Below are 26,870 nucleotides of genomic sequence, written 5' to 3'. Positions count from 1 at the left end.
GGTTCACGAGCACTTCGAGCTTCGCAGCGCATTGTCGTGACGCCTTCGAGGTCGAAGACTCTGGCGATCCTTTCGTGACTTGCAGTCTTGGCGGGCGAACAATTGCCAGTTGTATAAATCTTCAGATGCGCAGGTTGTCCGATGCTTGGGAAAAGATTGTTTGGTTAGCGATTGCTTTACAGACGGCCATCGAATCCCGCCCTGTCATTCCGGGGCGCGCGGGGCGCGAACCCGGAATCTCGATATTGTCTTCTCCGTCGTCGCGAGCGACGTCTCCGCCGGAGCTCGAAGAGCAAAGGGCGGAACCGAAGCCATCCATTCGAGCAGGGCGGCTGGATTTCCTGATTGCCTTGCAAGAGCTTCTCGCCAAGGCGGCGGCTAATCATCGAACATCTTCGGCGGAACGAACCCGCCGAACTCGCGCTCGATCAGTTCGGCGAGCTTGAGCGGCGTGCGGTCTTCCAACCACGGGCCGACGATCTGCACGCCGACAGGCAGGCCGCCCTTCGACAGGCCCAACGGAACGGCCGTCGAAGGCAGGCCGGGCAAGGTCGCAATCCCCGGCCAAGCCAGCTGATCGGAATAGGGGTAGTCCTTGCCGTCGATGCTAATGCGCCGCAGGTTCTGGTCCGGCGAATGGTCATGCGGAAAGGCCGGCGTCGGCATGATCGGGCAGATCACCGCGTCGAAGCTCTTGAACAGCGCGCGCCATTGCGCACGCAGGCCGGCGCGGGCGCCTGCGTCGAGCACCCAGGCGCGGTGGCTTGCGGTGATGCCGCGCAGTCGCTCCGCACTGAGGCTGCGATCCCCAGGCGAGAGCTGGCTCGCCCGTGCCTGCGCATCCGCAAGCTCATCGGGCGGGAAGAAGGCGCCGAGGAAGCTCAGGAGCATGCGCATGTAGAGCCGCGACGTCTCCGCGAAGTCCGGGAACTGACTGCTCTCGCGCGCGATCCGCGTGCCGGCCTTCGACAGATCGGTTGCGAGCCGGTCGATCGCGCCGCGGACGTCTCCATCGGTCGGCAACAGCGGGTGGCTGTCGATCACCAGGACGCGAAAGTCGCGCAACGAATGATGCCGTGCAGCAGGCAGCTCGAGCTTGTAGGCGACACCGGCGTCCAGCGGTTCCGGGCCGGCCAGGACGTCGAGCAGCAAGGTGAGATCGGCTGCCGTGCGCGCCATCGGCCCGATGACGGCGAGGTCGTCCTGGCGCGGAATCGCCGGAAATGGCGGCGGGGTCTCGCCGCGCGCCGGACAGAGATTGAGAGTCGGCTTATGCGCGAAGATGCCGCAATGAAAGGCCGGCACTCGCAGCGAGCCGCCAATGTCGGAGCCGGTGGCGAGCGCGCAATAACCTGCGGCGAGGGCGGCCGACGATCCTCCGGACGATCCGCCCGGCGTGCGGCCGAGATCAAAGGGGTTGTTCGTGGTGCCGTAGATGTCGTTGTAGCTCTGCCAGTCGCCGAGGCCTACTGGCACGTTGGTCTTGCCGAGGATCACGCCGCCAGCCTGTTTGATGCGTGCGACCGGCAACGCGTCTTCGGCAGGCTTGAAATTCCTCTGTGGCGGGAATCCCCAGGTCGTCGGCAGGCCGGCGATGTTGAAGGATTCCTTCACCGTCACGGGCAGGCCGAGCAGCGGCTTGCGCTCGCCGCGAGCCAAGGCGGCGTCCGCCTCGCGCGCGGCACCGAGGGCGCGATCGAAATCCCGGACGCAGATCGCGTTGATCTTGCCGTCGTGACGCTCGATACGGGCGATGGCGTCCTGGGCAAGTTCGACCGCGGAGACCTTCTTCGCGCTCAATGCGGCCGACAGCTCGACCGCGCTCTTGAAACTCCATTCCGATCCGGCCACGGCGTTCTCCCGCTCTGGTTGTTGGAGGATGATGCGCAGATTAGCCGAACGTCGCAACGACTGTTTGATCGCGGTTGATGTGTCTCGTTGGTGGTTATTGGGGACGTCCAACAACAAGGTCGGAGTCATCGCCCGGCTTGACCGGGCGATCCAGTACGCCGCGGCGGGAGTTGTGTGAACGAACTGCTGCCGCGGCGTACTGGATGCCCCGCCTTCGCGGGGCATGACAGCGCGCGTGAGGTTGCTACGCGGCCCCGATCAATATCCCGACCGCGAGCACGATCGCGCCGCCGAGCACGATCTGGAACACGGCCTGGAGGAACGGCGTGTCCATGTAGCGGGAGCGGATGAAGGCGATCGCCCACAATTCGAAGAACACCACGACGCAGGCAATCGCCGTTGCGATCCAGAACGCGTTGGCCCAAGTGTCGGGCACCAGATAGGGCGCGGTGTGGCCGAGCCCGCCGAGCGTCGTCATCGCGCCGCAGGTGACGCCGCGCAGCCAGGGCGAGCCGCGTCCCGTCAGCGAGCCGTCGTCGGACAACGCTTCCGCAAAGCCCATGCTGATGCCGGCGCCGATCGAGGCGGCAAGGCCGACGAGAAACGTCTGCCAGTTCTGATGGGTGGCGAAGGCGGCCGCGAATAGCGGCGCCAGCGTCGAGACCGAGCCGTCCATCAGGCCGGCGAGGCCCGGCTGCACATATTGCAGCACGAACATCCGGCGCCGCGTACGATCCTCCTCGGCGCGGACGTCGGGCCTGAGGATCTCGTCGGTCAATCTGGCGGCGGTGTGCTCGTGGGCCTTCTCGGCTTCTGCGAGGTCGCCGAGCAGCCGGCGTACGTTGACGTCCTCGGCCTGCTCGGCGGCCTTCGCATAAAAGCGCTCGGCCTCGAGCTCCATGGTCTCGACTTCCCTTCGGATCGTGTCGAGCGGCAGGTTCTTGGTCAGCCAGATCGGGCGCCGGCGCAGAAAGCCCTTGACGTCCTCGCGGCGGATCGGCGGCAGATGCTGGCCGAAGCGCTGCTCGTACAATTCCAGCAGCATGTGGCGATGGCCGCGCTCTTCCTCGGCCATCTGCTCGAACAGCTTGGCCGAATCCGGATAGCGTTCCTTCAGATCCTCGGCGAAGGTCATGTAGATGCGGCTGTCTTCCTCTTCCGAGGAAATCGCGACCGCAAGCACCTCGCGCTCGGTCAGATCGGCAAAAGTCTTCACGGCTGTCCTATTTCAGTAGTTTAGAATTATTCTAAATCATATAGGAGCCCATTGTTTCCGGGTCAAATCAGGCCGTGCCGGCCTTCGCGAGGAAGGCGAGCAAGAGGCGGCCGACCTCGGCCGGCTGCTCCTGCTGCACCCAATGGCCGGCGCCGTCGACGAGATGGCAGCCGAGCATATTCGTGCAAGCACGCGTCTGCATCGCCTCGAACACGCCGGGGCGCTGGTAAGTGCCCCAATCCTGCCGGCCCGAGATGAAGCACGAGGGCACGTCGATGCTGCGGCCGGAGAACAATTGCATCTCATTGTTCAGCATGCCTGAGGTGCCGTAGCGATACCATTGCAGCCCGCCCTGGAATCCGGTGCGGCCATATTCGGCGGCGTAATAGGCGAGCTCGCTGTCCGGCAGCCATTGGTTGGCGGCGATCGCCGCCGGCGAGGGCATCTCCTTCGCAACGGTTTCCGCCATGGTCTCGTTCAGGTCCATCACGTAATAGGTCGGCAGCTTCGCAAGCTCACCTGCCGACCATGACTCGAGCGGGTAGGGCTTGTTGCCGGTCCAGTCCGCGCTCTTGTGATGGTAGTAGGCGCGCAGGAAATCGTGCACGCCCTGTGGCGCGCGGAGCATGTCGGCGTTGGCCTCGCGCGCCGAGTAGTACCACTGATAATGCTTACGCGGACGCGGCAGCGCGGCGAGTTCGCGATGAACGGGATCTGCGGCTGCAGGCTTGGCTGGCGCGTCCGCGGAGTTGAAGGGCAGCGGCGGCGCTCCGCCGAACGGCGCGCTCATCAGCGTCACCGAACGAAAAACGTCGGGCCTGATCAGCGCGCACCAGGCCGCGACCGGACTGCCAAAATCATGTCCGACCACGTCGACCTGCCTGTAGCCGAACGCCGACACCAAAGCGAGCGCGTCGCGCACCAGGTTGAGCAGCGAGAACGGCGCAAGATCGCCGTCGTAATCCGCGCTCCATCCCGTGGTGCGGCCATAGCCGCGCTGGTCCGGCGCGATGACGTGATAGCCGGCCGCGGCGAGCGCCGGCATCACCTTGCGCCAGGAGAACGCCAGTTCAGGAAAACCGTGCAGCAGGAGAATGCAGGGACGCCCCCTGGTCCCGAAGCCGGCTTCGAGCACGTGCATGCGCAAGCCGTTGATGCCGTCGACATAGCGCGAGCGGATGCCGGCGGGCAGCGGGACGTCGGGGAGTGCAGTCATCGTTTCCTCCGTGAGGCCGTCTCTTATCCTCCCCCGGAGGGGGAGGGTCGATGGCGCGAAGCGCGAGCGGGGTGGGGTGATCTCTCAACACGGGCAGCTTCAACGAGGAGAGACCGTCACCCCACCTCGGTTCGCATTTCGCTTCGCTGCATGCGAACCGATCCACGGGCGAGCTACGCTCGTCCCGGACCCTCCAGGGGAGGATGGGAGTTCGCGGCGCGAGCCGCGCTAGATTACACCGCCGCACACACAAACGCATTGCCCTTGCGCCTGATCTTGCCGACCGACGGCGACGGAAAATGCGCGGTGCAGCACAGCGTGTCGGTGTCGCAATAGCGCTCGAGAAAACCGCGCCGCGTTCTAGCCGCCGCCGCTGGATCGACGTCGAACTTGATCGACAGCTCCGGATAGAGCGTCTGCAGCGGCGAGTGCATGAGATCGCCGGAGAACACCGCATCGTCCTTGCCGCGCCCCATCGTGATCGCGATATGGCCGGGCGTGTGGCCCGGCGTCGGCAGGATGCGGACGTGGTCGCCGATCTGATGATCGTTGCCGACCAGTTCGTGACGTTTCGCCTCGACCACCGGCAGCACGCTGTCGGCGAAGGGCGGGATCTCCGTCTTCGCGTTCTGCTCGAACCAGTGATCGTATTCCTGCTTGGCGAAGACGTAGCGCGCCCTCGGGAAGGTCGGCACCCAGCGGCCGCTTTCCAGCCGCGTATTCCAGCCGACATGGTCGACATGCAGATGCGTGCACATCACGACGTCGATGTCGTCAGGCGAAAAACCGGCAGCCCGCAAAGCACGCAGGTACGTGTCGTCCGTCTTCATATTCCATTTCGGCCGCGGCCGCGGCTTGTCGTTGCCGATGCAGCTGTCGACCAAAATGGTGTGATGCGGCGTCTTCACCACGTAGGACTGGAAGCACAGCAGCAGCACGTCCTCTTCGTCCAGCGCCTTTGCCTCGCGCATCCAGGCCCGGTTCTCGGCCAGCACCTCCGCAGTCAATCCCGGCAGCATCTCCAGCGCCGGGATGAACGAGGTCTCCTGCTCGATGATGCGATGGATGGTGAGATCGCCGACCGAGAATTTCAGGCTCATGACAACTCCAGCTGTTATGCGGCCGGCGGCACCGAGATCTTCACCGAGGGCCGTTCCAGCATCTTCTGGTGGAAGGCGTCGAGCTTCGGATAGGCCTTGCGCCAGCCGCAATCGGCGAAGCGGAAATCGGCATAGCCGAGCACGCAGACGAGACCGATCTGCGAGATGTCGAACGGGCCGTTCAGGACCTCCGGCATGTTCTCGAAGCGCGCCATGCCGGTCCAGGCCCGGTTCCAATGGTCGTCCGACCAGGCCTGCCATTGCAGGCCCTGAGGCCGCACCATCTTCTCGTAGCGGCACAGCAGCATGGAATCGAGCATGCCGTTGATCAGCGAGTGGTTGGTCTTGGCCTTCCAGCGCCGCGGGCCGTAATCCGGGATCAGGCTGCCGCCCGCCATCTCGTTGAGATATTCGACGATGACGTAGGAGTCCAAGATGACGTCGCCGTCATTGGTGATCAGCACCGGCAGCTTCTTCAGCGGCGTGATCTTCGAATAGTCCTCGTTGGCCGTGCCCGGCGTCACGGCGGCGGACACGAATTCGATCTTGTCGATCAGCCCGAGCTCGATCGCGGCGATGCGGACCTTGCGGGCGAAGGGCGAGGCGGGGGAGAAGGTGAGCTTCATGGGAAATCCTGCGGTCGATCTTGAGCGAACGGTGTTTCCTCCGTCATGGCCGGGCTTGACCCGGCCATCCACGCCTCGCCGCGTAGTCAGACTGTGAGACGTGGATGCCCGGGTCAAGCCCGGGCATGACGACGGAGAGTGATGCGCACGGCTTACGCCGCGATGATCTCCTGCCGCTGCTCGCCGAGGCCCTCGATGCCGAGCGTGACAACGTCGCCGACGTTGAGGAATGTCGGCGGCTTCATGCCGAGGCCGACGCCAGGCGGGGTGCCTGTCGTGATGACGTCGCCGGGCAGCAGCGTCATGAACTGCGAGACGTAGGAGATGCACTTGGCCATGGAGAAGATCATGGTCTTGGTCGATCCGGTCTGGCGGCGCTGGCCGTTGACATCGAGCCACATCGATAGGTTCTGCACGTCCTTGATCTCGTCCTTGGTCGCGAGCCACGGTCCGAGCGGGCCGAACGTGTCGTGCGACTTGCCCTTGGTCCACTGGCCCAGGCGCTCGATCTGGAAGGCGCGCTCGGAGACGTCGTTGCAGACGCAATAGCCGGCGACATGGTTCAGCGCGTCGGCTTCCGAGACGTATTTGGCACGGGTGCCGATGATGGCGGCGATCTCGACCTCCCAGTCGAGCTTGGTCGAGCCGCGCGGCTTCTCGACCGGATCGTTCGGGCCGGACAGCGAGGTGTTGGCCTTCATGAAGATGATCGGCTCGCTCGGGATCTCGGCGCCGGTCTCCTTGGCATGGTCGGAATAGTTGAGGCCGATCGCGACGAATTTCGATATGCCGGTGACGGGGGCGCCGAACCGCGGCTTGCCGGAGATTGCGGGCAGCGAGGCGGGATCGAGGCCTGCCAGCTTCTTCAGGCTCTCCGGCGAATAGGCCTCGCCCGTGAGGTCCTTCACATGCGCGGAGAGGTCGCGCAACTGGCCGGATTTGTCGATCAGGCCGGGCTTTTCCGCACCCTTCTCGCCGTAACGAACAAGCTTCATTCTCGTTTCTCCCTGGAGATTGGACCGATCGGTTAATAGCTTCATGGAACAGGGCGGCTGGAAATTCAACCGCCGAAAGGCGGCGCATTGCAGGCTTCTGGATTCGGTGGGCGCGATCGTGTCCCGGACGCGGTGCAGCGTGCAACGCTGCTCCGCAGAGCCGGGACCCGGATCACGTTCGCCGCAAGCGCACAGCATGGGCCCCGGCTTGGCAGCGCATCACTTCGTGCTGCGCAGCATCCGGGACACGAGACCTAGCCCAGCGCCACGAACCTGAACGCGTCTCCGTCCCGCCTGATGTGGCCGGCCGAGAAATGGCCGCCGATCACCAATGTCGGCGTGTCGGCAAAGCGGCCGAACAGCGCTGCCCTCGTTTCGGCCGATTGCGCCTGGTCGGAATCGGCGGTCGAGGACCAGTCGAGATGCGTCATCTGGCAGGGGTGATGGGCGACGTCGCCGGTGAGCAGGCCCTGCTCGCCGTCGGACTGGATCAGGATGCTCATATGGCCGGGGCTGTGCCCCGGGGTCGGGATCATGCTGATCTCCTCGCAGAGCCGGTGGTCGCTCGCGATCAGATCGGCCCGGCCGGCATCGACGATCGGCTGCACGGAATCGTTGAACACCGCCGCCTTGTCCGGCTCGGTGGAGTGGTCGCGCCAATGCTCGTATTCGGTCCTGCCGAACACATAGCGCGCGTTTGCAAAGGCCGGCACCCATTTGCCGCCAGCCAGCTTCGTATTCCAGCCGACGTGGTCGACGTGAAGATGCGTGCACAGCACGGTATCGATGCTCTCAGGCGCAAAGCCGGCCGCGCTCATCGTCTCCAGGAACGGCGTGCTGCGGTTGTTCCAGGTCGGGACGTTGCGGCCCTGCTTGTCGTTGCCGAGCCCGGTGTCGACCACGATGCGGTGCGAAGGCGTCTCCACCACCAGCGAATGGATCGACATCTTCAGCCGGCCTTCGTCGGTAGCGAAATGCGGGATCAGCCAGGGCAGCTTCTGGATCTCCTCGTTGGTCGCGAGCGGCAGGATGAAGCGGGTCGAGCCGACCGTCTCCAATTCCACCACCTTGGTGATCTTGACCCGACCGACCTTCCACTGCATCCGGCACCTCCCCATTTCGTTTTTGCTTCACTTCCCGTCATTCCGGGGCGATGCGCAAGCATCGAATCAGGAATCTCGAGATTCCGGGCTCGCGACTTCGTCGCGGCGCGGAAAGACGGTGGAAACATGCGCCGTTTCCGCCATGATGCGCAATGGATCATCTGACGCGATGCGGCGTTATCGCGGGAACCGGAGGAGGAGCCATGCCAGAGCTTGCGATTTCCGCTGACAAAGTCGCCTTCATCATCGAGAAGGCGCGCGAATTCGACGTCAAGGAGGGCGATTCCGATGCGGATTCCGGCTCGAACCCGAGCGATGACGATGCGCTCGACGTTCTCGAGGACGACGGCTCCGATCCCGTCGTCCAGGAACTCGGCAGCTTCATGATCGCCTTGAACGAGGACGAGCAGCTCGATCTCGTCGCGCTGACCTGGCTCGGTCGCGGTGACGGCACGATCGACGATTGGGACGACCTGCGCGCCCGCGCCGTGGAGGCGCGTGGTGAGTATCGCAGCCCGCGCCGCGAAACCGTGCATTATCTGCTGGGCGAGCCCATGCTCGGCGATCTGCTCGCCGATGGGCTCGAGGAATTCGGCATCGACTGGACCGACGAGCGCACGACGGCCGATTCGTCCGGGCCCAGCCAGCAGGACGAGGACGAGCCGACCAAACAGCGGTGAGGGGCACCAGCCCCCCTCGACATCGTCATGGCCGGGCTTGACCCGGCCATCCACGTCTTTCCGCACGGTGCAAAGAACGTGGATGCCCGGGTCAAGCCCGGGCATGACGATCTTCCGTGGATTGCGCAGTTGCGGATGCGCTGACGACTACAGCGTCCCCGGGAACGCGCCGCCGTCGAGCAGGATGTTCTGCCCGGTGATGAAACCGGCCTTGGCGCCGCACAGGAAGGCGCAGGCATAGCCGAATTCGTCGGGCTGGCCGAAGCGGCCGGCGGGGTTGAGCTTGGCGCGCTCGGCCAGGATCTGCTGCGGCGTGACGCCACGCTTGTCGGCTTCGCCCTTCGCAGTGCTGGTCAGACGGTCGGTCTCGAATGGGCCCGGCAACAGGCCGTTGATGGTGACGTTGTTGATCACGGTCTTGCGCGACAGTCCGGCGATGAAGCCGGTGAGGCCGGCGCGCGCGCCGTTGGAGAGGCCGAGGATGTCGATCGGCGCCTTCACCGCGGCCGAGGTGATGTTGACGATGCGGCCGAACTTGCGCGCCATCATGCCGTCCACGGTCGCCTTGATCAGCTCGATCGGGGTCAGCATGTTGGCGTCGATCGCCTTGATCCAGTCGTCGCGGGTCCAGTTGCGGAAATCGCCGGGCGGCGGGCCGCCGGCATTGTTGATCAGGATGTCGGGCTCCGGACAGGCCTTCAGCACGGCCTCGCGGCCGGCCGGCGTCGTGATGTCGCCGACGATCTCGGTCACCGTGACCTCGGGATAGGCCTTGCGGATCTCGTCGGCCGTCTTCTTCAGCGCCTCGGCGCCGCGCGCGGTCAGCGTGACGTGAACGCCGGCGTCCGCCAGCGAGATGGCGCAGGCACGGCCGAGGCCCTTGCTGGATGCGCAGACGATGGCGCGGCGACCTTTGATCCCAAGATCCACTGTTTCACTCCCGTAAATGTCAGGCAGGTTTGGATAGCGGACACTCTAACCAATCGTGGCGCCGCTGATAAGGCGCGGGCTCGCACCAAAATGCATGCACCCGGCGCTAGCGATGCAAATGCGCTCTAGATCCGCCGCTCCTGCTTGAGGCGGTCGATCGCGGAGACCGCTTCCGGCGGCAGCGATTTGAAGCCCATCTGCCCCGCCATCGAGAACAGCGGCCGCAGATGCGAGCCGGCCAGAAACGGCGGCTGGCGATTGGCCGGCACGATCTGGTCGAACACCAGGACCAAAGTGGTGGCGACGAGACCGACCCTGACGGCGCCGAGCGCGGCGCCGCCGAGCCGGTCGCCGATGCCGGCCTCGCCGATGGTGTCGTTTAACGCGATGCGGCCGATATGCCCGAACAGCATGCCGACCACGACGAAGATGCCGAAGAACCAGATCCAGTTCTGCAGCAGCGGCGAATTCGGGTTGCCTGCGATCTGCGGCGCAATCAGCGGCATCAGCGCGACCGCAATCGGCGCGGCGAGCAGATAGGCCAGGATGGTCATGGCGCTGCGCAGCAGGCCGGTCCTGAAACCGAAGCCGACCGCGACGGCGAGCGCGGCGTAGACGGCAAGATCGAAACTGTTCATGTGCGCAACCCTGCCTTGACGGAGCAAGTGAACGCAAGTCCGATCATTCCGGTTTCAGATCGTTAAAATCGTCTGTATTTTTGGCCAGCGCTACGCGCAGGCACCCGCCGCACTGCAAATGAACTTCACTCCGCTTCGTCCCGGACAAGCGCGCCTCAGGCGCGCGCAGATCCGGGACCCATAACCACAGGACGTGATTTGACGAAGACTCGGAGTTGCCATCGCGTCCCACACTTCTCCCTGTGGTTATGGGTCCCGCGTTCGCGGGGACGACAGCGGAAGATGACGCGGCGACATCGTCCCTAACTCGTCCGCATCTCCGCCCGGATCATGTCCGCCGCCTTCTCCCCGATCATGATGGTCGGCGCATTGGTGTTGCCGCCGATCAGGGTCGGCATGATCGAGGCGTCGACCACGCGCAATCCCTCGACGCCGTGCACCTTCAGCGCCGGATCGACCACGGCCATCGCATCCGTCCCCATCTTGCAGGTGCCGACCGGATGATAGACGGTGTCGACGCGCTCGCGCAGGATGGCGCGGATGTCGTCGTCGGTCTTCACGTTCGCCGTGAACATGTCGTGCTTCTGCAGCGCGCGCAGCGCCGGCGTCTCCATCAGCCGGCGCGTGGTCTTGAAGCCCGCGACCAGGGTCTCAAGATCGTCGTTCTCGCCGAGAAAGTTCGGATCGATCATCGGCGCTGCGAGCGGGTCGGCGCTTTTCAGCCAGACGCTGCCGCGGCTCTTCGGCCTGAGCAGGCAGACATGGCATGAGAAACCCGCCTGCTTGTGCTTCTTGCGGCCATGGTCGTCGAGCATCGCGATGACGAAGTGGAGCTGGATGTCCGGCACGTCGAGGTCGGGCCGCGTCTTCAGGAAGCCGCCGCACTCGGCGAAATTGGTCGTCATCAGGCCGCGCCGTTCGCGGCGGTATTGCTGGATGCCGCGGAGCAGGGACGGCAGCCGGCCGAGCGAAGCATGAACGAAATGCGGATAGTCGGAGGCGTAGACGAATACGAAATCCGGATGGTCCTGCAGATTGCGCCCGACGCCCGGCAGATGATGCACGACGCCGATGCCGTGCGCACGGAGCGCATCGCCGTCGCCGATACCCGACAGCATCAGCAATTGCGGGGACTGGAAGGCGCCGGAGGCGATGATCACCTCGCGGCGGGCGCGCAGCTGCTTTGTCTGCCTGCCCTGCACGTATTCGATGCCGACCGCGCGGTGGCCTTCGAACAGGATCTTCGTGGCGTGCGCGCCCGTCTCGACGCGCAGATTGGCGCGCTTGTCCATGTGGGGCTGCAGATAGGCGCGCGCCGCGCTCCAGCGCTCGCCGTTGTGCTGCGTCGCCTGGTAGCTGCCGAGGCCTTCCTGGTCATCGCCGTTGAAGTCCTCGCGGATGCGAAACTGCGCCTCGCGCGCGGCCTGATGGAAGACCTCGTGGATCGGATTGTCCGAGCGCAGCTTGTTGACATGCAGCGGGCCGCCCTTGCCGTGATATTCGCCGTCGAAATCGGAATTGTTCTCCGAACGCTTGAAATAGGGCAGCACGTCGGCATACGACCAGCCGGCATTGCCGAGCGAGGCCCAGTGGTCGTAGTCCCGCTTGTGGCCGCGGATGTAGACCATGGCGTTGATCGCCGAGGAGCCGCCGAGGCCCTTGCCGCGCGGCTGATAGCCGATACGGCCGTTCAATCCCTTCTGCGGCACGGTATCGAAGGCCCAGTTGGCTGGGCTGTATGGCAAGGCGAGCCCGAATGGCGTGGTGATCCGCCAGCTGTCGTTGCGCCCGCCGGCATCGAGCAGCGCGACGGATGTCCCCGCATCCTCCGACAGCCGCCCCGCGACGGTGCAGCCGCCCGAGCCCGCGCCCACGACGATGAAATCGAATGTGTCAGTCACTTGAGTTTCCCCCTCTATCGTCATTCCGGGGCGCGCGAAGCGCGAACCCGGAATCTCGAGATTCTCTGGTGCGCAATTGCGCACCATAGTTCGCTTCGCGCCCCGGAATGACGAACCGCTACGACATGAACCGCATCAGCTTCTCCAGCCGCGCGATCTTGCCGCCATAGGGCGGATAGAGGTCGGCGAGGCGGTTGAACTTGGAGCGATAGAACACCGGCTTTAGCTTGCTGAAGGTGCGAAAGCCCCATTCGCCGTGATAGGCCCCGGTGCCAGATGCGCCGACGCCGCCCATCGGCTGGTTGATCTGGGTGAAGTGGAACAAGCAGTCGTTGATGGTGACGCCGCCGGAGACAGTGCGTGCCAGCACCTCGTCGCGCGCGGCGCCGTCCTTGCCGAACCAGTACAGCGCCAGCGGCCGGTCGCGATGGTTGATGAAGGCGATGGCATCGGCCGGATCGCGGGTGCCGAGAAGAGGCAGCACCGGCCCGAAAATCTCCTCCTGCATCACCGCCATCGCCGCGGTCGCGCCGACGATCAGCGTCGGCGGGAATTTGCGGTGCGCCTTCCAGTTCGGATCGTCCGCCATTGCCGGCTGCAGGATTTTTGCGCCGTGCCGCGCCGCATCGGCGACCAGGCTTTCGAGCCGCGCATAATGCCGATCCGAGATGATCGAGGTGTAGTCCTTGTTGGAAGGATCGGTGCCGAACATCCGCCGCATCTGGGCCCGCACCTTCTCGGCAAAGGCCTGCAGGGATTGCTCCGGCACCAGCACGTAATCCGGCGCGATGCAGGTCTGTCCCGCATTGAGCAGCTTGCCGTAGGCGATGCGCTCGGCCGCTTCATCGAGGTCGGCCGAGGCGTCGATGATCGCCGGCGACTTGCCGCCGAGCTCGAGCGTAACAGGGGTCAGGTTGCGCCCCGCGGCCTCCGCGACCAGCCGCCCGACCCTGGTCGAGCCGGTGAAGACGAGGTGATCGAACGGCAGGCGCGCAAAGCCTTGCGCGATTTCGTCCTCGATGCCGGTGACGAGCAACTCGGTCGCATCGAACCTCGCGGCGATCGTCTGCTTCAGCAGGGCTGCGAAGTGCGGCGTCAGCTCGCTCGGCTTGATCAGCACCCGGTTGCCGGCGGCGAGCGCGCCGATCGCGGGCGCCAGCGTGAGCTGGAGCGGATAATTCCAGGGCGCGATGATGCCGACGACGCCGAGCGGCTGCGGCATCAGCCGGTTGCGGGCGGGGAGGAACTGCAGCGCAGTCGCGACCCGCTGCGGCGCCATCCAGGCCTTCAGGTGCTTGGTGGCGTGCCGGATCTCGGAGAACAGCAGCATGGTCTCGGCGATGGTCGTCTCGACCGCCGAGCGGTGGCCGAAATCGGCCGAGATCGCCTGCCGGAAGCGCTCCTCGTTGTCGGCGACGACGGCGCGCAGCCGCGCCAGCCGGTCGAGCCGCTCGGCAAGGCCTGCCGCGGGCTCGTCCCGCGACCGCGCAACCATGGCGTGGAAGGCCTCTTCCAGAGCCCGCAGCGGGGCGCTCGTCAGGGATTTGTCCACGGCGTTCCTCCCTTCAGCGGCTTTCGGCTGAATCTTGTTGCCGCAAGCTGGCCCTTTGTGGAACTTCTGGCAAGAGCGCAGGGAACGCAGCGGAAATCGGTCGATTCCCCTGTCATAAAGTCGAAAAAAACGTACCCGCAGCCCTTTCCAAAGCCGGCCCGCCTTGATACATACGCCCCGCACCCGATGGGCACTGCCCCGGGGTTGCCTTCCAAGGAAGCCTTTGGGACGGACTGGAAAAGCCACGCGAACAGCGCCGGCCTCAACCGACCGTCCCGGCCTTTAACCGAAGGCATGCAAGTGTTTAACGCGGGGTGGAGCAGCCCGGTAGCTCGTCAGGCTCATAACCTGAAGGTCATAGGTTCAAATCCTATCCCCGCAACCAAATTCGGATTGACCGGATCCGATACGAAAATGGCCCGCTTGATGCGGGCCATTTTTGTTTTGGGACGGTCTCCGAGCGGACCAGCAAGAGCGTGGGGCCGGCAAAGTGCCAGCTCGCGCCAGAGCAGGGCCTGACGCCGCCGTGGCGCGGCTTACTTGGCAGGGTGCTCCTGCCCAGCCTCTGCCGAGATATCCGCCTTCCGCGGCTTGGTCGTGAAAGGGCAGACCATGGTCAGGTTGAGCAGCGTCGGCGCCTTGTCTTCCCCATTGCCGTATTCCCAGACCAGACGAATCTCGTGCTGGTCGGAATTGGCGTCGTCCTTCTGGTGCTGCCGGATGTCGGCCTTCATCGGGATCGGCGGCTCCGAGTTGAAGCACTTGCGGATGGATGCATCCAGCAGCGCGCATTTCGTCGGCGGCACCACGACGCGCTCGTCGTTCGACAGCGGCGTGGTGTTGGGCTGGGCGGTGAGCTGAAGGCGGGCGTGGCCGAGCGCCTTGAACCACACCTTGCCGCTGCCGTTCGGCCACGTGTCGAGCGGCGACAGGATCGGCTGATACTGGCCGTATTCCATCGTTTCGATGTCGATTTGCTTGGAGGCCTTGAGCCGGGCCACGCTCTTCTTCATGTTCTCGAGCGGGTAATAGTTGGCGTTCATCAGATTCTTGTAGTCCTGGTCGTCGTAAATTCCGCCCATCGTTCACTCCCGATATTCGCCTGAGCATTGGCACGAGTGCTGGCGAGACATTCCAAAGCAGCGACGAACCACGCTTGTGCCCAATCTTACGCTGCGAACGCTATCATTCGCGAAGATGTGACGTCAACGAAAGCAACCTGAGAGGGTCGCTATTTGTCGGCCGCACTCGTTAGACTCGGCGAGCCCTTTGCGTCGGCCTTGCGCGACTCCCAGCATGTAAACGCAACTGCTGCACAGGAGAGAAGGCCGAGCAACATCATCGACGCGGCCGTGAGTGAGAAGAACCTCTCTGCCGTTGCCGCCTGCGACGTCAGATACCAGCCGCCAAGGATGATGAAGAGCAGGCGCGCCGTCTGCGCCAGCACGGGACCTAGCACGTTGCCCGCACCTTGCGACGAGAAGTACATCGCCGAGGCAAGCCCGACGAAGGCGTAGAACGGAGCGACGGTCCGAAGAAATTGCCGGCTTGCGGCGTATGCCGCAGCATCGTCTGTAAACAGGTTGACCCACGGGTCAGGGAAGATGGCGACCCCGCATGCCAGCACGCCGACAACAACGATCGCGACAAAGCCTGTCGTCCAGGCGACACGGCGGGCGCGCGCGATGCGCCCTGCACCGACCGCAACGCCGATCATGGGTACCGAACCGATGCCTATTGAGAAGGCAACAGTAGCCAGCACGTATTCGAGCCGCGCACCGATGCCGGAGGCGGCCAGGACCGCGGTGCCGAACACGGCCAGCATATGGGCGAAGATCAGGCCGGTCAGTGCATTTTGCAGCGGGGAGAGGCAGGCGATCGCACCGACCTTGAGAATATCCGCAAACAGCGTCCCCTGCATGCGAAACCCGCGCAGCCGAGGAACGATGCGGCCTCGGCCGGAGGCCAGATACCAGCCCATGATCGCGATGTTGATCGAGAAGGCTATCAACGTACCTGCCGCGACTCCCGGCATCCCGAACTGCGGGATCGGACCAAGGCCCAGACCGAGCGTGCCGCCGAGGATGATCTGGCAAATCGCGGAGTTCACGATCATCAGCGACGGCAATTTCATGTTGCCCGCGCCGCGCAAGATGCCGGCCATGATGTTGAGCAGCCAGGTCAAAATCGCGCCGCCGAAATAGACTTGGCTATAGGCGATCGCCTGCGCCAGCACGTTGCCGCGACCGCCCAGCAATTCCAGCAGCCGTGGACCTCCGGCCAGCATGCCCAGCATGAAGACGAGGCCGAAGAAGACGGCGATCAGAAGTGCGTGCGTCGCGAGGCTCTCGGCGCGGTCGCGGTCACCCGCACCGAGCGCACGGGCGATCGCCGACGCCACGCCGCCGCCCATGGCGGCACCGGACATGCTCATGGTCAACATCACGCAGGGAAACACCAGCGCCATGGCCGCCAGCGCTTCCACGCCGAGCCAGCCAATGTAGGATGTTTCGGCAATTGCGACCAGCGTACCGGCCGAGAACGCAATGGCATTCGGCCAAGCCAGCGAGAGCAGCGTGCGCAGGATCGGTCCGTCGAGCAGCGGATTCGCGGCTGGTTGCGCGGGCGGCGACAACGGACCTTCCCATTCTGACGAGGCGGATGCTTGTATCCAAGGGCACCCGCTTCCCGGACGCAGGTTGGCGATCAATCTCTGTACGGGCAGACCATCGTCAGCTTCAGCAGCGTCGGCTTGTCCGAGCCCTTCTTGTATTCCCACTCAAGCCGGATCTCGTGGCGGTGGGCGAAGGCATCGCTCGGCGCGTGGACGATGATGTTGGTCTTCATCGGGATCGGCGGCTCGGAGTTGAAGCACTTCCGCACGCAGGCATCGAGCAGGTCGCATCGCGTCAGCGGGATGACGCCGGGCTCGTCCCTGGACAGCGGGACCGTGTTCGGCTGGGTGCTGAGGTCGAGGCGGGCTCGCCCCTTCTCCTTGTGCCAGTATTTGGCGCTGCCCTGCGGCCACTTCGAAGGCGGGTTCAGGATCAAATGGTATTGGCCGTATTCCAGGGTCGGCAGATCGATGTCGTCCGACGCCTTGAGCTTGGCCACGCTCTTCTTCATGTTCGCCAGCGGGTAGTAGTTGCTGTTCATCAAGTCTCTGAACTGCCTGCCGTTGTAGGTTTTAGTGCCCATCGCCCCATTCCTATGGTGTCGTTGCCCCGGGAAAATGATCGATTCTGCAACAGTCACTGCCTCGGTGGCGCCCTGGTGCAGCGAAAACTTGTGCTCATCACTTATCGATTCTGGCAAAGTATCATCCATGGTTGTGCTTCGTCCAGCAAGCCAACGGAGCCGGATTGGCGTGAGGTTCATTGCTAAGAAGTCTTCGACTGGTAATCTAGTCGTTCGCGGGGGATAGCTGGCCATCTTCCCGAGACATTGAAGGCACTCGGATGCACTGTTTGACGTGTCAGTCGTCGATCGATCCAGCTGATAGCCGGTGTCCAAAATGCGGTGTGGCGATACCCCGGCGGGAAGATCCCGAGAGCGAGCGCAGGTTCGTCACCATACTGCGCGCCGATGTGATCGACTCGACCGGCTTGGTTGCCGACCTGGAGCCGGAAGCGGCCGTCTCGCGACTTGAACCGGCGCTTGCGGCGATGCGGGGCGCGGTACGCCAGTTTGGCGGCATCGTCAGCAAGGAGCTGGGCGACGGGCTGGCCGCCGTTTTCGGCGCCCCGATCGCGGATGACAATCATGCTCCGCTCGCCTGCCACGCGGCCATCGAGTTGGTCAGGCGAGTCGCTGGCCTTGGTGATCCCGGGCTTCAGGTTCGGGTCGGCCTCCACTCCGGCCATGTCGTCGCCTACATGGTCGCGAGTGAGTTTTCCAAGGTTTACGAAATCGGCGGCCCTGCCCAGCATCTCGCTGCGAGACTGGAGTCCGAGGCAGAGGCAAATCAGATCTACGTGTCCGAGGCCTGCCAGAAGCTCGCAGACGGGCACGTCCGTTTCGACTTTCTTGGTCGCAAGACGCTGCGCGGATTCAATGATCCGCTGCCGGTTTATCGGCTTCTGGGAGCCAGCGATCTTTCGAGCTGGCGGGTGCGCCGCGCGCGCAGCGTCTCCCGGTTTGTCGATCGCACGACGGAGCGGGCGCTGCTGTGGCGCGCTGCGGAAAGGGTTGCCGCAAGCCGGCAGGCGGTTCTTTTGATGGGCGACGCCGGCATTGGAAAGTCCCGGCTCGCACATGAATTTGTACAGGACCTCCGGGCCGGCGGCTGGCGGCTGATCGATGCCGAGTGCAGCCCAAATCTACAAGGCGCGCCGTACAGTGCCCTCCGGCGCCTGTTGCTTTCGATCCTTGATGCTGCGGCGCAGGATCCGAACCGGGTGGATGATCCGAGAAGCGAATTATCGGTGGTGCTGCAGCGAGCCGTCGACGCGGTCCTGGATGTGCCCGTCTCCGATCCGCAATGGGACGAGTTGGGACCTCATGCGCGTGGACGTGCGATCTCGGAAGCGAGTTGCGCGCTAGTCGAGAGCGTCGCCCGTCGCCAGCGTACGGTTCTTCTGATCGAGGATGTGCACTGGATCGATCGCGCCAGCGACACCGTTATTGCTGACCTGGCTAACCTGCAAAGCCCAGATTTGCTTGTGCTGCTGACGACAAGGCCCAATGGAATGCCGGTGTGGATCGCGCGATGCCACGCGGAAATCGTGGCGATGCGGCCGCTCGATGACGACTCAGGACGGACTATGCTCGCCGAGATGCTTGGCCCCTCCGCGACGAACACGGACCTGAAGAATCGCATCATCTCGCATTCAGCCAATATTCCGCTGTTCATCGAGGAAATCTGCCGCAGTTTGAAGGACAGCGGTATGCTTCTCGGTCAGTGGGGCGACCTTTCCCTTGCGCGTCCCGTCGATGAACTCGGCATCCCCAGCAGCATTCAGGGCGTGATCGCGGCTCGGCTGGATCGGGTGTCACGGCAGGAGCGGTCGCTTCTCCAAATTGCCGCCGCACTCGGACGTCGGGCGAGTCAAGCCATGCTGCGGGGAGCCGCGGCACTGCCGGAGGAGGTTCTGCAGAAGTGCCTGACCGCGCTTGATCGCGCCGAGTTGCTTGTCAGGATCGACAGTGAACTGGAAGATTCATTCGAGTTTCGGCACGAAATGGTTCGGCAGGTGACCTACGATTCGATGGTCGAAAAGATGCGCCAAGCTGTACACGCCGGCATTCTCTCGGCTCTGGAGGCCGATAAGGCATGGGCCGATGATGCGGACACGCTCTGCTACCACGCGGTGCGGGCAAAGGACTGGCAGAAGTCATTTCACTACGGCAGGGGAGCGGCGCAGAAGTGTCTGGCACGTTCGGCGTTTGCCGATGCCGCCAACTATTTCGTTATCGCGATGAATTCTCTGGACAGGACGGATCTGAGTCGTTCGCGGGAGGCTAGTGCCATTGACCTCCGGCTGGAGGCGCGCTTGGCGTTCATGGCATCCGGTCAGGTATCTGATTGGCTGGATCACGGAAAGGAAGCCGAGCGGCGCGCCAGCGCCATCGACGATGTCGAGCGCAAGGTTGCTGCGATGACTGTCTCGGCCGCTGCTCAAAATTTCTATGGCACGCCTGCGGAGTCAGTTGCGATTGGTGAGGAAGTTATCGTCCTTGCCAGAGAGTGGGGCAATCTGGGCTGGCTCAATGCCGCTCAATACGGGCTCGGACAGGCTTATTTTCTCAGCGGACGCTATGGAAGGGCTGCACAAGCGTTTGAGCAGGTTCGTATCCAATTGCAGGGGGCGGATGCCAGTCCACCCGTTGGCACGCCGCCCAAACACACACTCCTCCTCTGCTGCATGATGGGCAGCATCACTCACACCGTCATGGGCGAGATCGACGCCGCCGAAGAGCTCGATCGCGAAGCGGCTGCAATCGCCGAGGAGACCGGCCGTCCCTATGACCGCGTCGCCGCCGCCTATAGCGGCGGCTGGCTCATGCTCGGCCGGGGCGACCCAGCGGCGGCGGCCGCCATCCTCGAAGACGGCTTTGTGCTGGCGCAGAAGCACGGCATCCGGTTGTTCGTGCCGGTGCTCGCCTGCCACCTCGGCATGGCCTATCTGGAGCAGGGGCTGTTCGACCGGGCGCGCGGCATGCTGACCGAGGCGCGCGAGGAGGCGAAGGCGGTCGGCTATACCTCGGCCGTGCTGCGCAGCTCGATCTACCTGGCGCTCGCGACCTGGCGTCTCGGCGATGTTCAGGCGGCGCAGAACATGCTGCGCGAGGCGCGCAACACCGCCCGCCAGCAGGGGTTTTCCGGCCTCGAGGCCGAGGCCCTGTTTGGCGAGGCCGTGGTGACGCCCGTCGCCAGCGAGAACAGCAAGCCGGCCGTCCTCGCGTCCTTGCGCGGGGCCATCGCGATCGCGTCCGAAAGCGGCGCGCTGCCGCTGCAGCGCAAGGCCGAGGCGATGCTGACCGGGATGTTGGCCCGGGGCAATGAGCTGAGCTGACTCCGCTTCCCGGCTTCCCGCCCCGGTCCGCGCAACGCGCCCTGGCTGCCCGACAAGCCAAGTAAATTCTGGAGGCGAAGCAAGGACTTGGCTACTGTGCATGGGGTTGTTTTCGCGCTTTTTGCAGCGCGGCCCCCTGTCTCACGCGAGAAACGCGCGGAACCGGCGCAGCGCGATCGCGAAGAAGACGCCGCCGATCACGGCGAGCGCTGCGAGCTGCGGCCATACCGATTCCAGGCCCGCGCCGCGGAACAGGATGGCCTGGGCCAGCATCACGAAATGCGTGTTGGGCGCCGCCAGCATGATGTCCTGGACGAATTGCGGCATGCTCTCCCGTGGCGTCATGCTGCCGGAGAGAGTCTGCAGCGGCAGAAGGGTCATCATCAGCAGCAATCCGAACTGCGGCATCGATCCGGCGACGGTGGCGAGAAAGATGCCCATGCTGGTGGTGGCAAACAGCTGCAGCGCCGCCCCCAGCAGAAAGAGTGCGACCGAGCCGTCGATCGTGATCGCCAGCCAGCCCTTGATCACGAAGACGATCGACAGCGCGGAGGCCACGAGCACCGCCAGCCCCATCGACCACACCTTGCTGACCATGATCTCCAGCGGCGTGACCGGCATCACCAGCAAATGCTCGATCGTGCCGTGCTCGCGCTCGCGGATCAGCGCCGCGCCGGTCAGGATGATCGAGAGCATGGTGATCGAGGTGATGAGCTCGTCGACGGCGCCGAACCAGGATTTCTTCAGCTCGGGATTGAAGCGGGCCCGCAGGGTCAGCTCGATCGGCACGCTCTGCGCATTGCGCGTCCGCGCCAGGAACTCCGCGATCTCCGCGCTGACGATCTGCTCGACATAGCCGCCGCCGTTGAACGCCTGCGAAATCCGCGTTGCGTCGACGTTCAGCTGAATGGCCGGCGACTTCCGTGCCAGCAGGTCGCGCTGGAATTCCGGTGGAATGTTCAGCGCAAACGTGTCGAGCCCCGCGTCCATCCGCCGGTCCATTTCATATTGCGAGATCAGGCGCGGCTCGGAGAAGTACGGCGCCGTGAATGCCAGGTCGATGCGGTTGGAGACTGGCGAACGGTCCTCGTCGACGATGGCGATCGCGGCGCGGTTCAGCGTCTCCGGCAGCGCCTTGGCCCCGGCATAGATTGCGATCGTGAAGGAATAGACGATGAGCACGAGCAGCATGGGATCGCGCACCAGGCCGCGCAGTTCCTTGACCCCGAGCTGAAATACGTGGTCGAGGCGCATGATCACCGGGCCTGTTTCTTCAGCAGCATTGCGCCGGCGGTCATCAGAACGGGTACCATGACGGCGAGCGCCAGCAGGTCGTTGTGGAGCGTGTCGAAGCCGAGGCCCTTGGAGAAGGTGCCGCGCGAGATCGTGACGAAATAGGTGGTGGGATAGAGCTGCCCGATTGCAGCCCCCAGGCCCTGGAGCGAGGAGACCGGATCGATCAGGCCGGAATATTGGATGGCCGGGATCAACGTGATCAGGACGGTGCCGAACAGCGCGGCGATCTGGCTTTTCATGAAGGCCGAGATCACCAGTCCCATGCTGGTCGTCGCCGTGACATACAACAGGGCGGCAAGGGCATAGGTCGCAAAGCTTCCCGTGAAGGGAACGCCGAAGACGGTGAGCGCGAAGCCGACCAGGAGGAGGAAATTGGCGAAGGCGAGCACGACATAGGGCAGTTGCGTGCCGAGCAGGAATTCCAGCCGCGTCACCGGGGTGACGTAGAAATTGACGATCGAGCCGAGCTCCTTCTCGCGCACAACGGCGAGCGCAGCGAGCACCGCCGGAATCAGGACCAGCAGCAGCGGAATGATCCCCGGCGCCATGGCGACGACGCTGATGACGTCGGGATTGTAGCGGTAGCGCAGCTGGAGCTGGTAGGCACCGGCGATCGCCGCCTCGCCATAGAGCTCGCGTCCCTTCTGCGCGAGCCAGGTGGCGTGGATCGCCTGGGCGTAGGAGCGCAGCGTCTCGGCCCGCGTCGGATTGGCGCCGTCGACCCAGGCGCCGATCTCGACATGGCGGCCGCGGCTGACGTCGCGGCCGAAGCCCGGCGGCAGCTCGATGGCGAGGCCGATCTCGCCGGCACGCATGCGGCGGTCGAGATCGGCGTAGTCGGTGATCGGAGGTTTCTCGGTGAAATAGCGCGAGCCCGAGATCTGAAGGCTGTAGTCGCGGCTGATCGCGCTGTCGTCGCGATCGAGCACGGCAAAGGTCAGGTTCTCGACATCCATGCTGATGCCGTAGCCGAGGACGAACAGCAGCAGCACGCTGCCGAGAATCGCGAGCGTGGCCCGGATCGGGTCGCGCCGCAGCTCGAGCATCTCCCGCCGGGAATAGGCGAGCATGCGCGTCAAACTGAAGGCGGCGTTGCGCCGGGCCGGCGGCGCGGCGGTTGCCGGAGCGGGCGCTGGCAAGGCGACCGCCGGCTGGCCGGCCGGCTCGGTCGCGTCTGCGATCGCCTGTTCCAGGCAGGCGATGAAAGCCTGCTCCAGCGTCGCGGTGCCGTGCGCAGCCACGATCGCCGCGGGCGTGTCCGACGTCAGCACCTTGCCGGCATGCATCAGCGAAATCCGGTCGCAACGCTCCGCCTCGTTCATGAAATGGGTGGAGACGAAGATGGTGACGTTGTCCTTGCGGGAGAGTTCGGCGAGGATCTGCCAGAAGCGGTCGCGGGCGACCGGATCGACGCCCGAGGTCGGCTCGTCGAGGATGAGGATGTCGGGCGCGTGGATCATGGCGACCGCCAGCGACAAGCGCTGCCGCAGTCCGAGCGGCAACGCATCGGGCAGAGAATCGGCGACCTCGGCGAGATCGAACCGGACGATCATCTCCTCGATGCGCGGGGCAATGGTGTCCGCCGGCAGCTGGAACAGCCGCGCATGCAGGTCGAGATTCTGCGCGACCGTGAGCTCGGAATAGAGCGAGAATCCCTGCGACATGTAGCCGATGCGCCGCCGCACCGACATGTCGCGGGCATCGATGGTCTTGCCGAACAGCCGCGCGGTGCCTTCGCTGACCGGCAGCAGGCCGGTGAGCATCTTCATGGTGGTGGTCTTGCCGCACCCATTCGAGCCGAGGAAGCCGAAGATCTCGCCCTTCCTGATGCGGAAACTGACGTCGTCGACGGCCACGAAGCCGTTGAACCGCCGCGTCAGGTGGTCGGCCTCGATCGCGATCTCGTCATGGTCCTCGCCGCGCGGCGGGATGACGACATCGGTATGATTGCCGCGATCGGCTTCGGGCAAGAGGCGGATGAAGGCTTCATCGAGCGTGTCGGCACCGGTCTGCCGCTTGAGCGCGGCCGGCGTTCCGGTCGCCAGCACGCGGCCGGCATTCATCGCGATCAGAAAATCGAACTGAGCAGCCTCTTCCATATAGGCGGTCGAGACGATCACGCTCATGCCGGGCCGGCCAGCGCGGATCGAGGCGATCAATTCCCAGAACTGGCGGCGCGACAGTGGATCGACGCCGGTGGTCGGCTCGTCCAGGATCAACAGCTCGGGATCGTGGATCAGGGCGCAGCACAGGCCAACCTTCTGCTTCATGCCGCCGGACAGCTTAGCCGCCGGCCGGTCGGCGAAGGGCGCGAGGCCGGTGTCGCGCAGCAGACCGGCGATCCGTCTGTTGCGCTCGGCCTTGTCGTGCCCGAACAGGCGGCCGAAGAAGTCGATGTTCTCGAACACCGACAGCGTCGGATACAAATTCTTGCCGAGACCCTGCGGCATGTAGGCGATGTCGGGACATACGTTGCGGCGGTGGCGCGCGCTCGCCATGTCGCCGCCGAGCACGTGGACATGCCCCTGCTGGATGGCGCGGGCTCCGGCGATCAGCGACAGCAGGCTGGATTTGCCGACGCCGTCGGGGCCGATCAGTCCCACCATGCAGCCGGACGGAAGGTCGAGCGTGATCGCTTCCAGTGCGCGGGTCTTGCCGTAGCTCAAGCCCACGTTATCGAGTTGCACCACGCTGCCGGGCGCGGCAGGCAGCTCGGCTGCGGCCCCGGTGCTCATCTCGTCAGCTTGACGTTGAGATTGCCTGGCCATTGCGCGGCCGGATCGAGCTGCACATAGGCCATGCCCGGCAGGCCGGTCTTCACCTGCTCGATGTGCTGGCGCAGCAGCTCGGGCGCGATATGCGCCTTGATGCGGAACATCAGCTTCTGGCGCTCCTCCTCGGTCTCGACCGTCTTCGGCGTGAACTGCGCGACGTCGGCGACGAAAGTGGCTTTGGCGGGGATCACGTATTGCGGGATGGCGTCCAGCACCAGACGCACCTCGGCACCGATCGCGACCCGGCCGGCAGCGGCCGTCGGCAGGAAGAACGTCATGTAGACGTCGCCGAGATCGACCATGTTGAGGACGCGGCCGCCGGCGGCGAGCACCTCGCCGGGCTGCGACACGCGATACTGCACGCGGCCGTCGCGCGGCGCCTTCAGCACGCTGTCGTTGAGGTCGGCATTGATGCTTTCGATCGCGGCCTTTGCCGCGTCGACGGCGGCGCCGGCGTCGATCACCATGGCGCGGGCGGAGCTGATCGCGGCCTCGGATGCCGCGACCTGAGCGTGGGACGCGGCGAGCGCCGCCTTGGCCGTGGCGTTGGCGGAGCGGTCGTCGTCCAGGACCTGCTGCGCCACCGCACTCGTCTTGATCAATTGTTCGGAGCGATCGAGCTTGCGGCTCGTGGTGTCGAGCTGCGCGACGCGCTGGTCGACCACGGCCTCCGCAGCCCTGCGTTCGGCCTCGCGCTGGTTCACCAGGCTCTTCGCGGTCTCGACATTGATCGCGGCGCGCTGCAGCTGCGCCTCGGCCTGGCGGCGCTGCGCCTGCAATTGCTCGGTGTCCATGCGCGCCAGCACCTGGCCCGCGCGGACGAAGTCGCCCTCGCCAACCAGGATGTCGCGGATCCGGCCCGGTGTCTTGGTCGCGAGGTCGATCTCGACCGCTTCGATGCGGCCATTACCGCGGGCAAAGCCTGCCGGCAGCGTGTTGGTGTCGCGGTGCTGCCAATAATAGTAGCCGCCACCTGCAACGAGGACGGCGATCGCGGCGATGACGCGACCCGAAGTGAAGTTCATCTGTTCAAAACGCCGTGAGGTGGCGCCCATTGTTGAGAGACGTGCGCCCGGCCGCTGATCGCGCGGGAGGGGCGGCCTCAACATTGCAGCGAATTTTGCATCGCAACTTGATGCAGATCAGACCGCGGCGCGAGGCATCCTTGCCTCTATTTTGGGCTGCGCGCGTCGTTGCTGCTCGTCCGTCCAAATGGGTCAGGCGGACGAGCGGATTATTGACGGATTACGATCGGCTCGATCCTCGCAGCCTCACTTCACCAGCGGGCAGCCGCCATCCTTGAGCGGGCGGAACGCCTGGTCGGCAGGAACCTCGGCGAGCAGCTTGTAATAATCCCACGGCCCCTTCGATTCCTCCGGCTTCTTCACCTGGAACAGGTACATGCTGTGCACCATGCGACCGTCCTCGCGCAGCACGCCGTTGTCGGTGAAGGCATCCTTCACCGGCAGCTCGCGCATCTTCGCCATCACCGTCTTGGTGTCCCTGGTGCCGGCCGCCTGCACGGCTTTGAGGTAATGCAGCGTAGCGCTGTAGGTCGCCGCCTGGTTCATCGTCGGCATGCGCTTGACGCGTTCCAGGAAGCGCTTGCCGAAGGCGCGGGTCTTGTCGTTGAGATCCCAGTAATAGGCTTCGGTGACGATCAGGCCTTGCGCGAGCTTGAGCCCGAGGCTGTGCACGTCGGAGATGAACATCACGATCGCGGCCAGGTTCTGGCCGCCGGCGACGATGCCGAATTCGCCGGCCTGCTTGATCGCGTTGATGGTGTCGCCGCCGCCATTGGCGAGGCCGATGATCTTGGCCTTGGACGCCTGCGCCTGGAGCAGGAACGAGGAGAAATCCGCCGTATTGAGCGGATGCTTGACGCTGCCCAGCACCTTGCCGCCCGCCGCCTTCACGACATCGCCGGTGTCGCGCTCGACCGAATGGCCGAACAGGTAGTCGGCCGTGAGGAAGAACCAGGTGTCGCCACCGTTCTTGACGATGGCGCTGCCGACGGTGTGTGCGTTGGCGTAGGTGTCGTAGGTCCAGTGCGCGGTGTAGGGCGAGCAGGATTTTCCCGTGATGTCGGAGCTCGCCGCATCCGTCACGATCATGATCTTCTCGTATTGCTTCGACAGCTCCATCACCGCGAGCGCGGTCGCCGAGGTCGGCAGGTCGATGATCATGTCGACGCCCTCGGTCTCCCACCATTTGCGGGCGATGGTGGAGGCGACGTCGGGCTTGTTGAGCACGTCGGCCGAGACCATGTCGATCGGCTTGCCGAACATCTGGCCGCCGAAATCCTCGATCGCCATCTTGGTCGCCTCGACATTTCCCATGCCACCGATGTCGGAATAGACCGAGGAGAAGTCGGAGAGCACTCCGATCTTGAGCGGCGCCTGCTGGGCGAAGGATGGATTGATTGCGAACGATGCGAGCCCGGCCGCGAAGGCGGCGCGCATAATAATCCGGCACAT

At 64.6% G+C, this 26,870-nt stretch carries 21 protein-coding genes and 1 tRNA gene; 4 read left to right on the top strand and 18 right to left on the bottom strand.

Annotation, left to right across the window (positions count from 1 at the left end):
* Positions 1-378: 378 nt before the first annotated feature.
* The 7 genes from K410_RS0131915 to K410_RS0131885 all read right to left on the bottom strand — a co-directional run bounded on the left by K410_RS0131915 (position 379) and on the right by K410_RS0131885 (position 8,107).
* A complete protein-coding gene (locus tag K410_RS0131915; protein WP_028138639.1) occupies positions 379-1,851 on the bottom strand; it encodes an amidase in 1,473 nt (490 codons plus the stop codon).
* 244 nt (positions 1,852-2,095) lie between these two features.
* On the bottom strand, positions 2,096-3,067 hold the full coding sequence (gene mbfA, locus K410_RS0131910) for an iron exporter MbfA (RefSeq protein WP_028138638.1): 972 nt from the start codon (positions 3,065-3,067) through the stop codon (positions 2,096-2,098).
* A gap of 67 nt (positions 3,068-3,134) precedes the next feature.
* Positions 3,135-4,283 carry an alpha/beta hydrolase gene (locus tag K410_RS0131905; protein WP_028138637.1) on the bottom strand — a complete coding sequence of 383 codons (1,149 nt, stop codon included), beginning with the start codon at positions 4,281-4,283 and terminating at the stop codon, positions 3,135-3,137.
* A 233-nt stretch (positions 4,284-4,516) separates the two neighbouring features.
* The gene (locus K410_RS0131900; protein ID WP_028138636.1) at positions 4,517-5,383 is read right to left on the bottom strand and encodes an MBL fold metallo-hydrolase; all 867 of its coding nucleotides are present in this window, start codon (positions 5,381-5,383) and stop codon (positions 4,517-4,519) included.
* Between the two features lie 14 nt (positions 5,384-5,397).
* Positions 5,398-6,009: a glutathione S-transferase family protein gene (locus K410_RS0131895; RefSeq protein WP_028138635.1), complete on the bottom strand. Its 612-nt coding sequence runs from the start codon at positions 6,007-6,009 to the stop codon at positions 5,398-5,400.
* Positions 6,010-6,161: 152 nt separating this feature from the next.
* A complete protein-coding gene (locus tag K410_RS0131890; RefSeq protein ID WP_028138634.1) occupies positions 6,162-7,004 on the bottom strand; it encodes a fumarylacetoacetate hydrolase family protein in 843 nt (280 codons plus the stop codon).
* 254 nt (positions 7,005-7,258) lie between these two features.
* A complete protein-coding gene (locus tag K410_RS0131885; protein ID WP_028138633.1) occupies positions 7,259-8,107 on the bottom strand; it encodes an MBL fold metallo-hydrolase in 849 nt (282 codons plus the stop codon).
* A 203-nt stretch (positions 8,108-8,310) separates the two neighbouring features.
* Between K410_RS0131885 and K410_RS0131880 the strand changes: the two genes are divergently transcribed.
* Positions 8,311-8,787, top strand: coding sequence for a DUF3775 domain-containing protein (locus K410_RS0131880; RefSeq protein WP_028138632.1), 477 nt, complete (start codon positions 8,311-8,313; stop codon positions 8,785-8,787).
* Between the two features lie 27 nt (positions 8,788-8,814).
* Positions 8,815-8,931 carry an ABC transporter gene (locus K410_RS40705; protein ID WP_196236085.1) on the top strand — a complete coding sequence of 39 codons (117 nt, stop codon included), beginning with the start codon at positions 8,815-8,817 and terminating at the stop codon, positions 8,929-8,931.
* A 3-nt stretch (positions 8,932-8,934) separates the two neighbouring features.
* Here K410_RS40705 and K410_RS0131870 read toward each other — a convergent pair whose 3' ends face one another.
* From K410_RS0131870 to K410_RS0131855, 4 genes are all read right to left on the bottom strand, one after another.
* Positions 8,935-9,717 carry an SDR family oxidoreductase gene (locus K410_RS0131870; protein ID WP_028138631.1) on the bottom strand — a complete coding sequence of 261 codons (783 nt, stop codon included), beginning with the start codon at positions 9,715-9,717 and terminating at the stop codon, positions 8,935-8,937.
* Positions 9,718-9,842: 125 nt separating this feature from the next.
* On the bottom strand, positions 9,843-10,355 hold the full coding sequence (locus K410_RS0131865; protein ID WP_028138630.1) for a CvpA family protein: 513 nt from the start codon (positions 10,353-10,355) through the stop codon (positions 9,843-9,845).
* 302 nt (positions 10,356-10,657) lie between these two features.
* Positions 10,658-12,256, bottom strand: a complete 1,599-nt coding sequence (locus K410_RS0131860) for a GMC family oxidoreductase (RefSeq protein WP_028138629.1) — start codon at positions 12,254-12,256, stop codon at positions 10,658-10,660.
* A 118-nt stretch (positions 12,257-12,374) separates the two neighbouring features.
* Positions 12,375-13,751, bottom strand: a complete 1,377-nt coding sequence (locus K410_RS0131855) for a coniferyl aldehyde dehydrogenase (protein ID WP_433994218.1) — start codon at positions 13,749-13,751, stop codon at positions 12,375-12,377.
* Positions 13,752-14,116: 365 nt separating this feature from the next.
* Here K410_RS0131855 and K410_RS0131850 point away from each other — a divergent pair.
* Positions 14,117-14,193, top strand: a tRNA-Met gene (locus K410_RS0131850).
* A 151-nt stretch (positions 14,194-14,344) separates the two neighbouring features.
* On the opposite strand, the gene K410_RS37565 is transcribed toward K410_RS0131850, so the two are convergent.
* From K410_RS37565 to K410_RS0131835, 3 genes are all read right to left on the bottom strand, one after another.
* Complete coding sequence (locus tag K410_RS37565; protein ID WP_063831456.1) at positions 14,345-14,890, bottom strand: hypothetical protein; 546 nt, start codon at positions 14,888-14,890, stop codon at positions 14,345-14,347.
* A 149-nt stretch (positions 14,891-15,039) separates the two neighbouring features.
* Positions 15,040-16,479, bottom strand: a complete 1,440-nt coding sequence (locus tag K410_RS0131840) for an MATE family efflux transporter (RefSeq protein WP_028138627.1) — start codon at positions 16,477-16,479, stop codon at positions 15,040-15,042.
* Between the two features lie 35 nt (positions 16,480-16,514).
* Complete coding sequence (locus K410_RS0131835; protein WP_028138626.1) at positions 16,515-17,006, bottom strand: hypothetical protein; 492 nt, start codon at positions 17,004-17,006, stop codon at positions 16,515-16,517.
* Between the two features lie 260 nt (positions 17,007-17,266).
* On the opposite strand from K410_RS0131835, the gene K410_RS0131830 reads away from it, so the two are divergent.
* Entirely contained in the window at positions 17,267-20,323 is a 3,057-nt protein-coding gene (locus K410_RS0131830) for an ATP-binding protein (protein WP_028138625.1), read from the top strand.
* Positions 20,324-20,464: 141 nt separating this feature from the next.
* On the opposite strand, the gene K410_RS0131825 is transcribed toward K410_RS0131830, so the two are convergent.
* The 4 genes from K410_RS0131825 to K410_RS0131810 form a co-directional block, all read right to left on the bottom strand.
* A complete protein-coding gene (locus K410_RS0131825; protein WP_028138624.1) occupies positions 20,465-21,577 on the bottom strand; it encodes an ABC transporter permease in 1,113 nt (370 codons plus the stop codon).
* Positions 21,578-21,579: 2 nt separating this feature from the next.
* Positions 21,580-24,354, bottom strand: a complete 2,775-nt coding sequence (gene rbbA, locus K410_RS0131820) for a ribosome-associated ATPase/putative transporter RbbA (protein ID WP_028138623.1) — start codon at positions 24,352-24,354, stop codon at positions 21,580-21,582.
* Complete coding sequence (locus tag K410_RS0131815) at positions 24,351-25,418, bottom strand: HlyD family secretion protein (RefSeq protein WP_028138622.1); 1,068 nt, start codon at positions 25,416-25,418, stop codon at positions 24,351-24,353. Before K410_RS0131815 ends, rbbA begins: the two co-directional genes overlap by 4 nt.
* Before the next feature lie 246 nt (positions 25,419-25,664).
* Complete coding sequence (locus K410_RS0131810) at positions 25,665-26,870, bottom strand: ABC transporter substrate-binding protein (protein ID WP_028138621.1); 1,206 nt, start codon at positions 26,868-26,870, stop codon at positions 25,665-25,667.

The organism is Bradyrhizobium sp. 22 (genome assembly GCF_000482425.1).
GTDB classification, from domain to species: domain Bacteria; phylum Pseudomonadota; class Alphaproteobacteria; order Rhizobiales; family Xanthobacteraceae; genus Bradyrhizobium; species Bradyrhizobium japonicum_B.
This window is presented reverse-complemented; position numbering and strand designations above follow the sequence as displayed.

Excerpts from the sequence above, each read along its gene's own strand:
- K410_RS0131905 (WP_028138637.1), bottom strand. The coding sequence starts at position 4,283 with ATGACTGCACTCCCCGACGTCCCGCTGCCCGCCGGCATCCGCTCGCGC.
- K410_RS0131815 (WP_028138622.1), bottom strand. The coding sequence starts at position 25,418 with ATGAACTTCACTTCGGGTCGCGTCATCGCCGCGATCGCCGTCCTCGTT.
- rbbA (WP_028138623.1), bottom strand. The coding sequence starts at position 24,354 with ATGAGCACCGGGGCCGCAGCCGAGCTGCCTGCCGCGCCCGGCAGCGTG.
- K410_RS0131895 (WP_028138635.1), bottom strand. The coding sequence starts at position 6,009 with ATGAAGCTCACCTTCTCCCCCGCCTCGCCCTTCGCCCGCAAGGTCCGC.
- K410_RS0131890 (WP_028138634.1), bottom strand. The coding sequence starts at position 7,004 with ATGAAGCTTGTTCGTTACGGCGAGAAGGGTGCGGAAAAGCCCGGCCTG.
- K410_RS0131835 (WP_028138626.1), bottom strand. The coding sequence starts at position 17,006 with ATGGGCACTAAAACCTACAACGGCAGGCAGTTCAGAGACTTGATGAAC.
- K410_RS0131885 (WP_028138633.1), bottom strand. The coding sequence starts at position 8,107 with ATGCAGTGGAAGGTCGGTCGGGTCAAGATCACCAAGGTGGTGGAATTG.
- K410_RS0131855 (WP_433994218.1), bottom strand. The coding sequence starts at position 13,751 with ATGGTTGCGCGGTCGCGGGACGAGCCCGCGGCAGGCCTTGCCGAGCGG.
- K410_RS0131900 (WP_028138636.1), bottom strand. The coding sequence starts at position 5,383 with ATGAGCCTGAAATTCTCGGTCGGCGATCTCACCATCCATCGCATCATC.
- K410_RS40705 (WP_196236085.1), top strand. The coding sequence starts at position 8,815 with ATGGCCGGGCTTGACCCGGCCATCCACGTCTTTCCGCACGGTGCAAAG.
- K410_RS0131825 (WP_028138624.1), bottom strand. The coding sequence starts at position 21,577 with ATGCGCCTCGACCACGTATTTCAGCTCGGGGTCAAGGAACTGCGCGGC.
- K410_RS0131880 (WP_028138632.1), top strand. The coding sequence starts at position 8,311 with ATGCCAGAGCTTGCGATTTCCGCTGACAAAGTCGCCTTCATCATCGAG.
- K410_RS0131865 (WP_028138630.1), bottom strand. The coding sequence starts at position 10,355 with ATGAACAGTTTCGATCTTGCCGTCTACGCCGCGCTCGCCGTCGCGGTC.
- K410_RS0131830 (WP_028138625.1), top strand. The coding sequence starts at position 17,267 with ATGCACTGTTTGACGTGTCAGTCGTCGATCGATCCAGCTGATAGCCGG.
- K410_RS37565 (WP_063831456.1), bottom strand. The coding sequence starts at position 14,890 with ATGGGCGGAATTTACGACGACCAGGACTACAAGAATCTGATGAACGCC.
- K410_RS0131810 (WP_028138621.1), bottom strand. The coding sequence starts at position 26,870 with ATGTGCCGGATTATTATGCGCGCCGCCTTCGCGGCCGGGCTCGCATCG.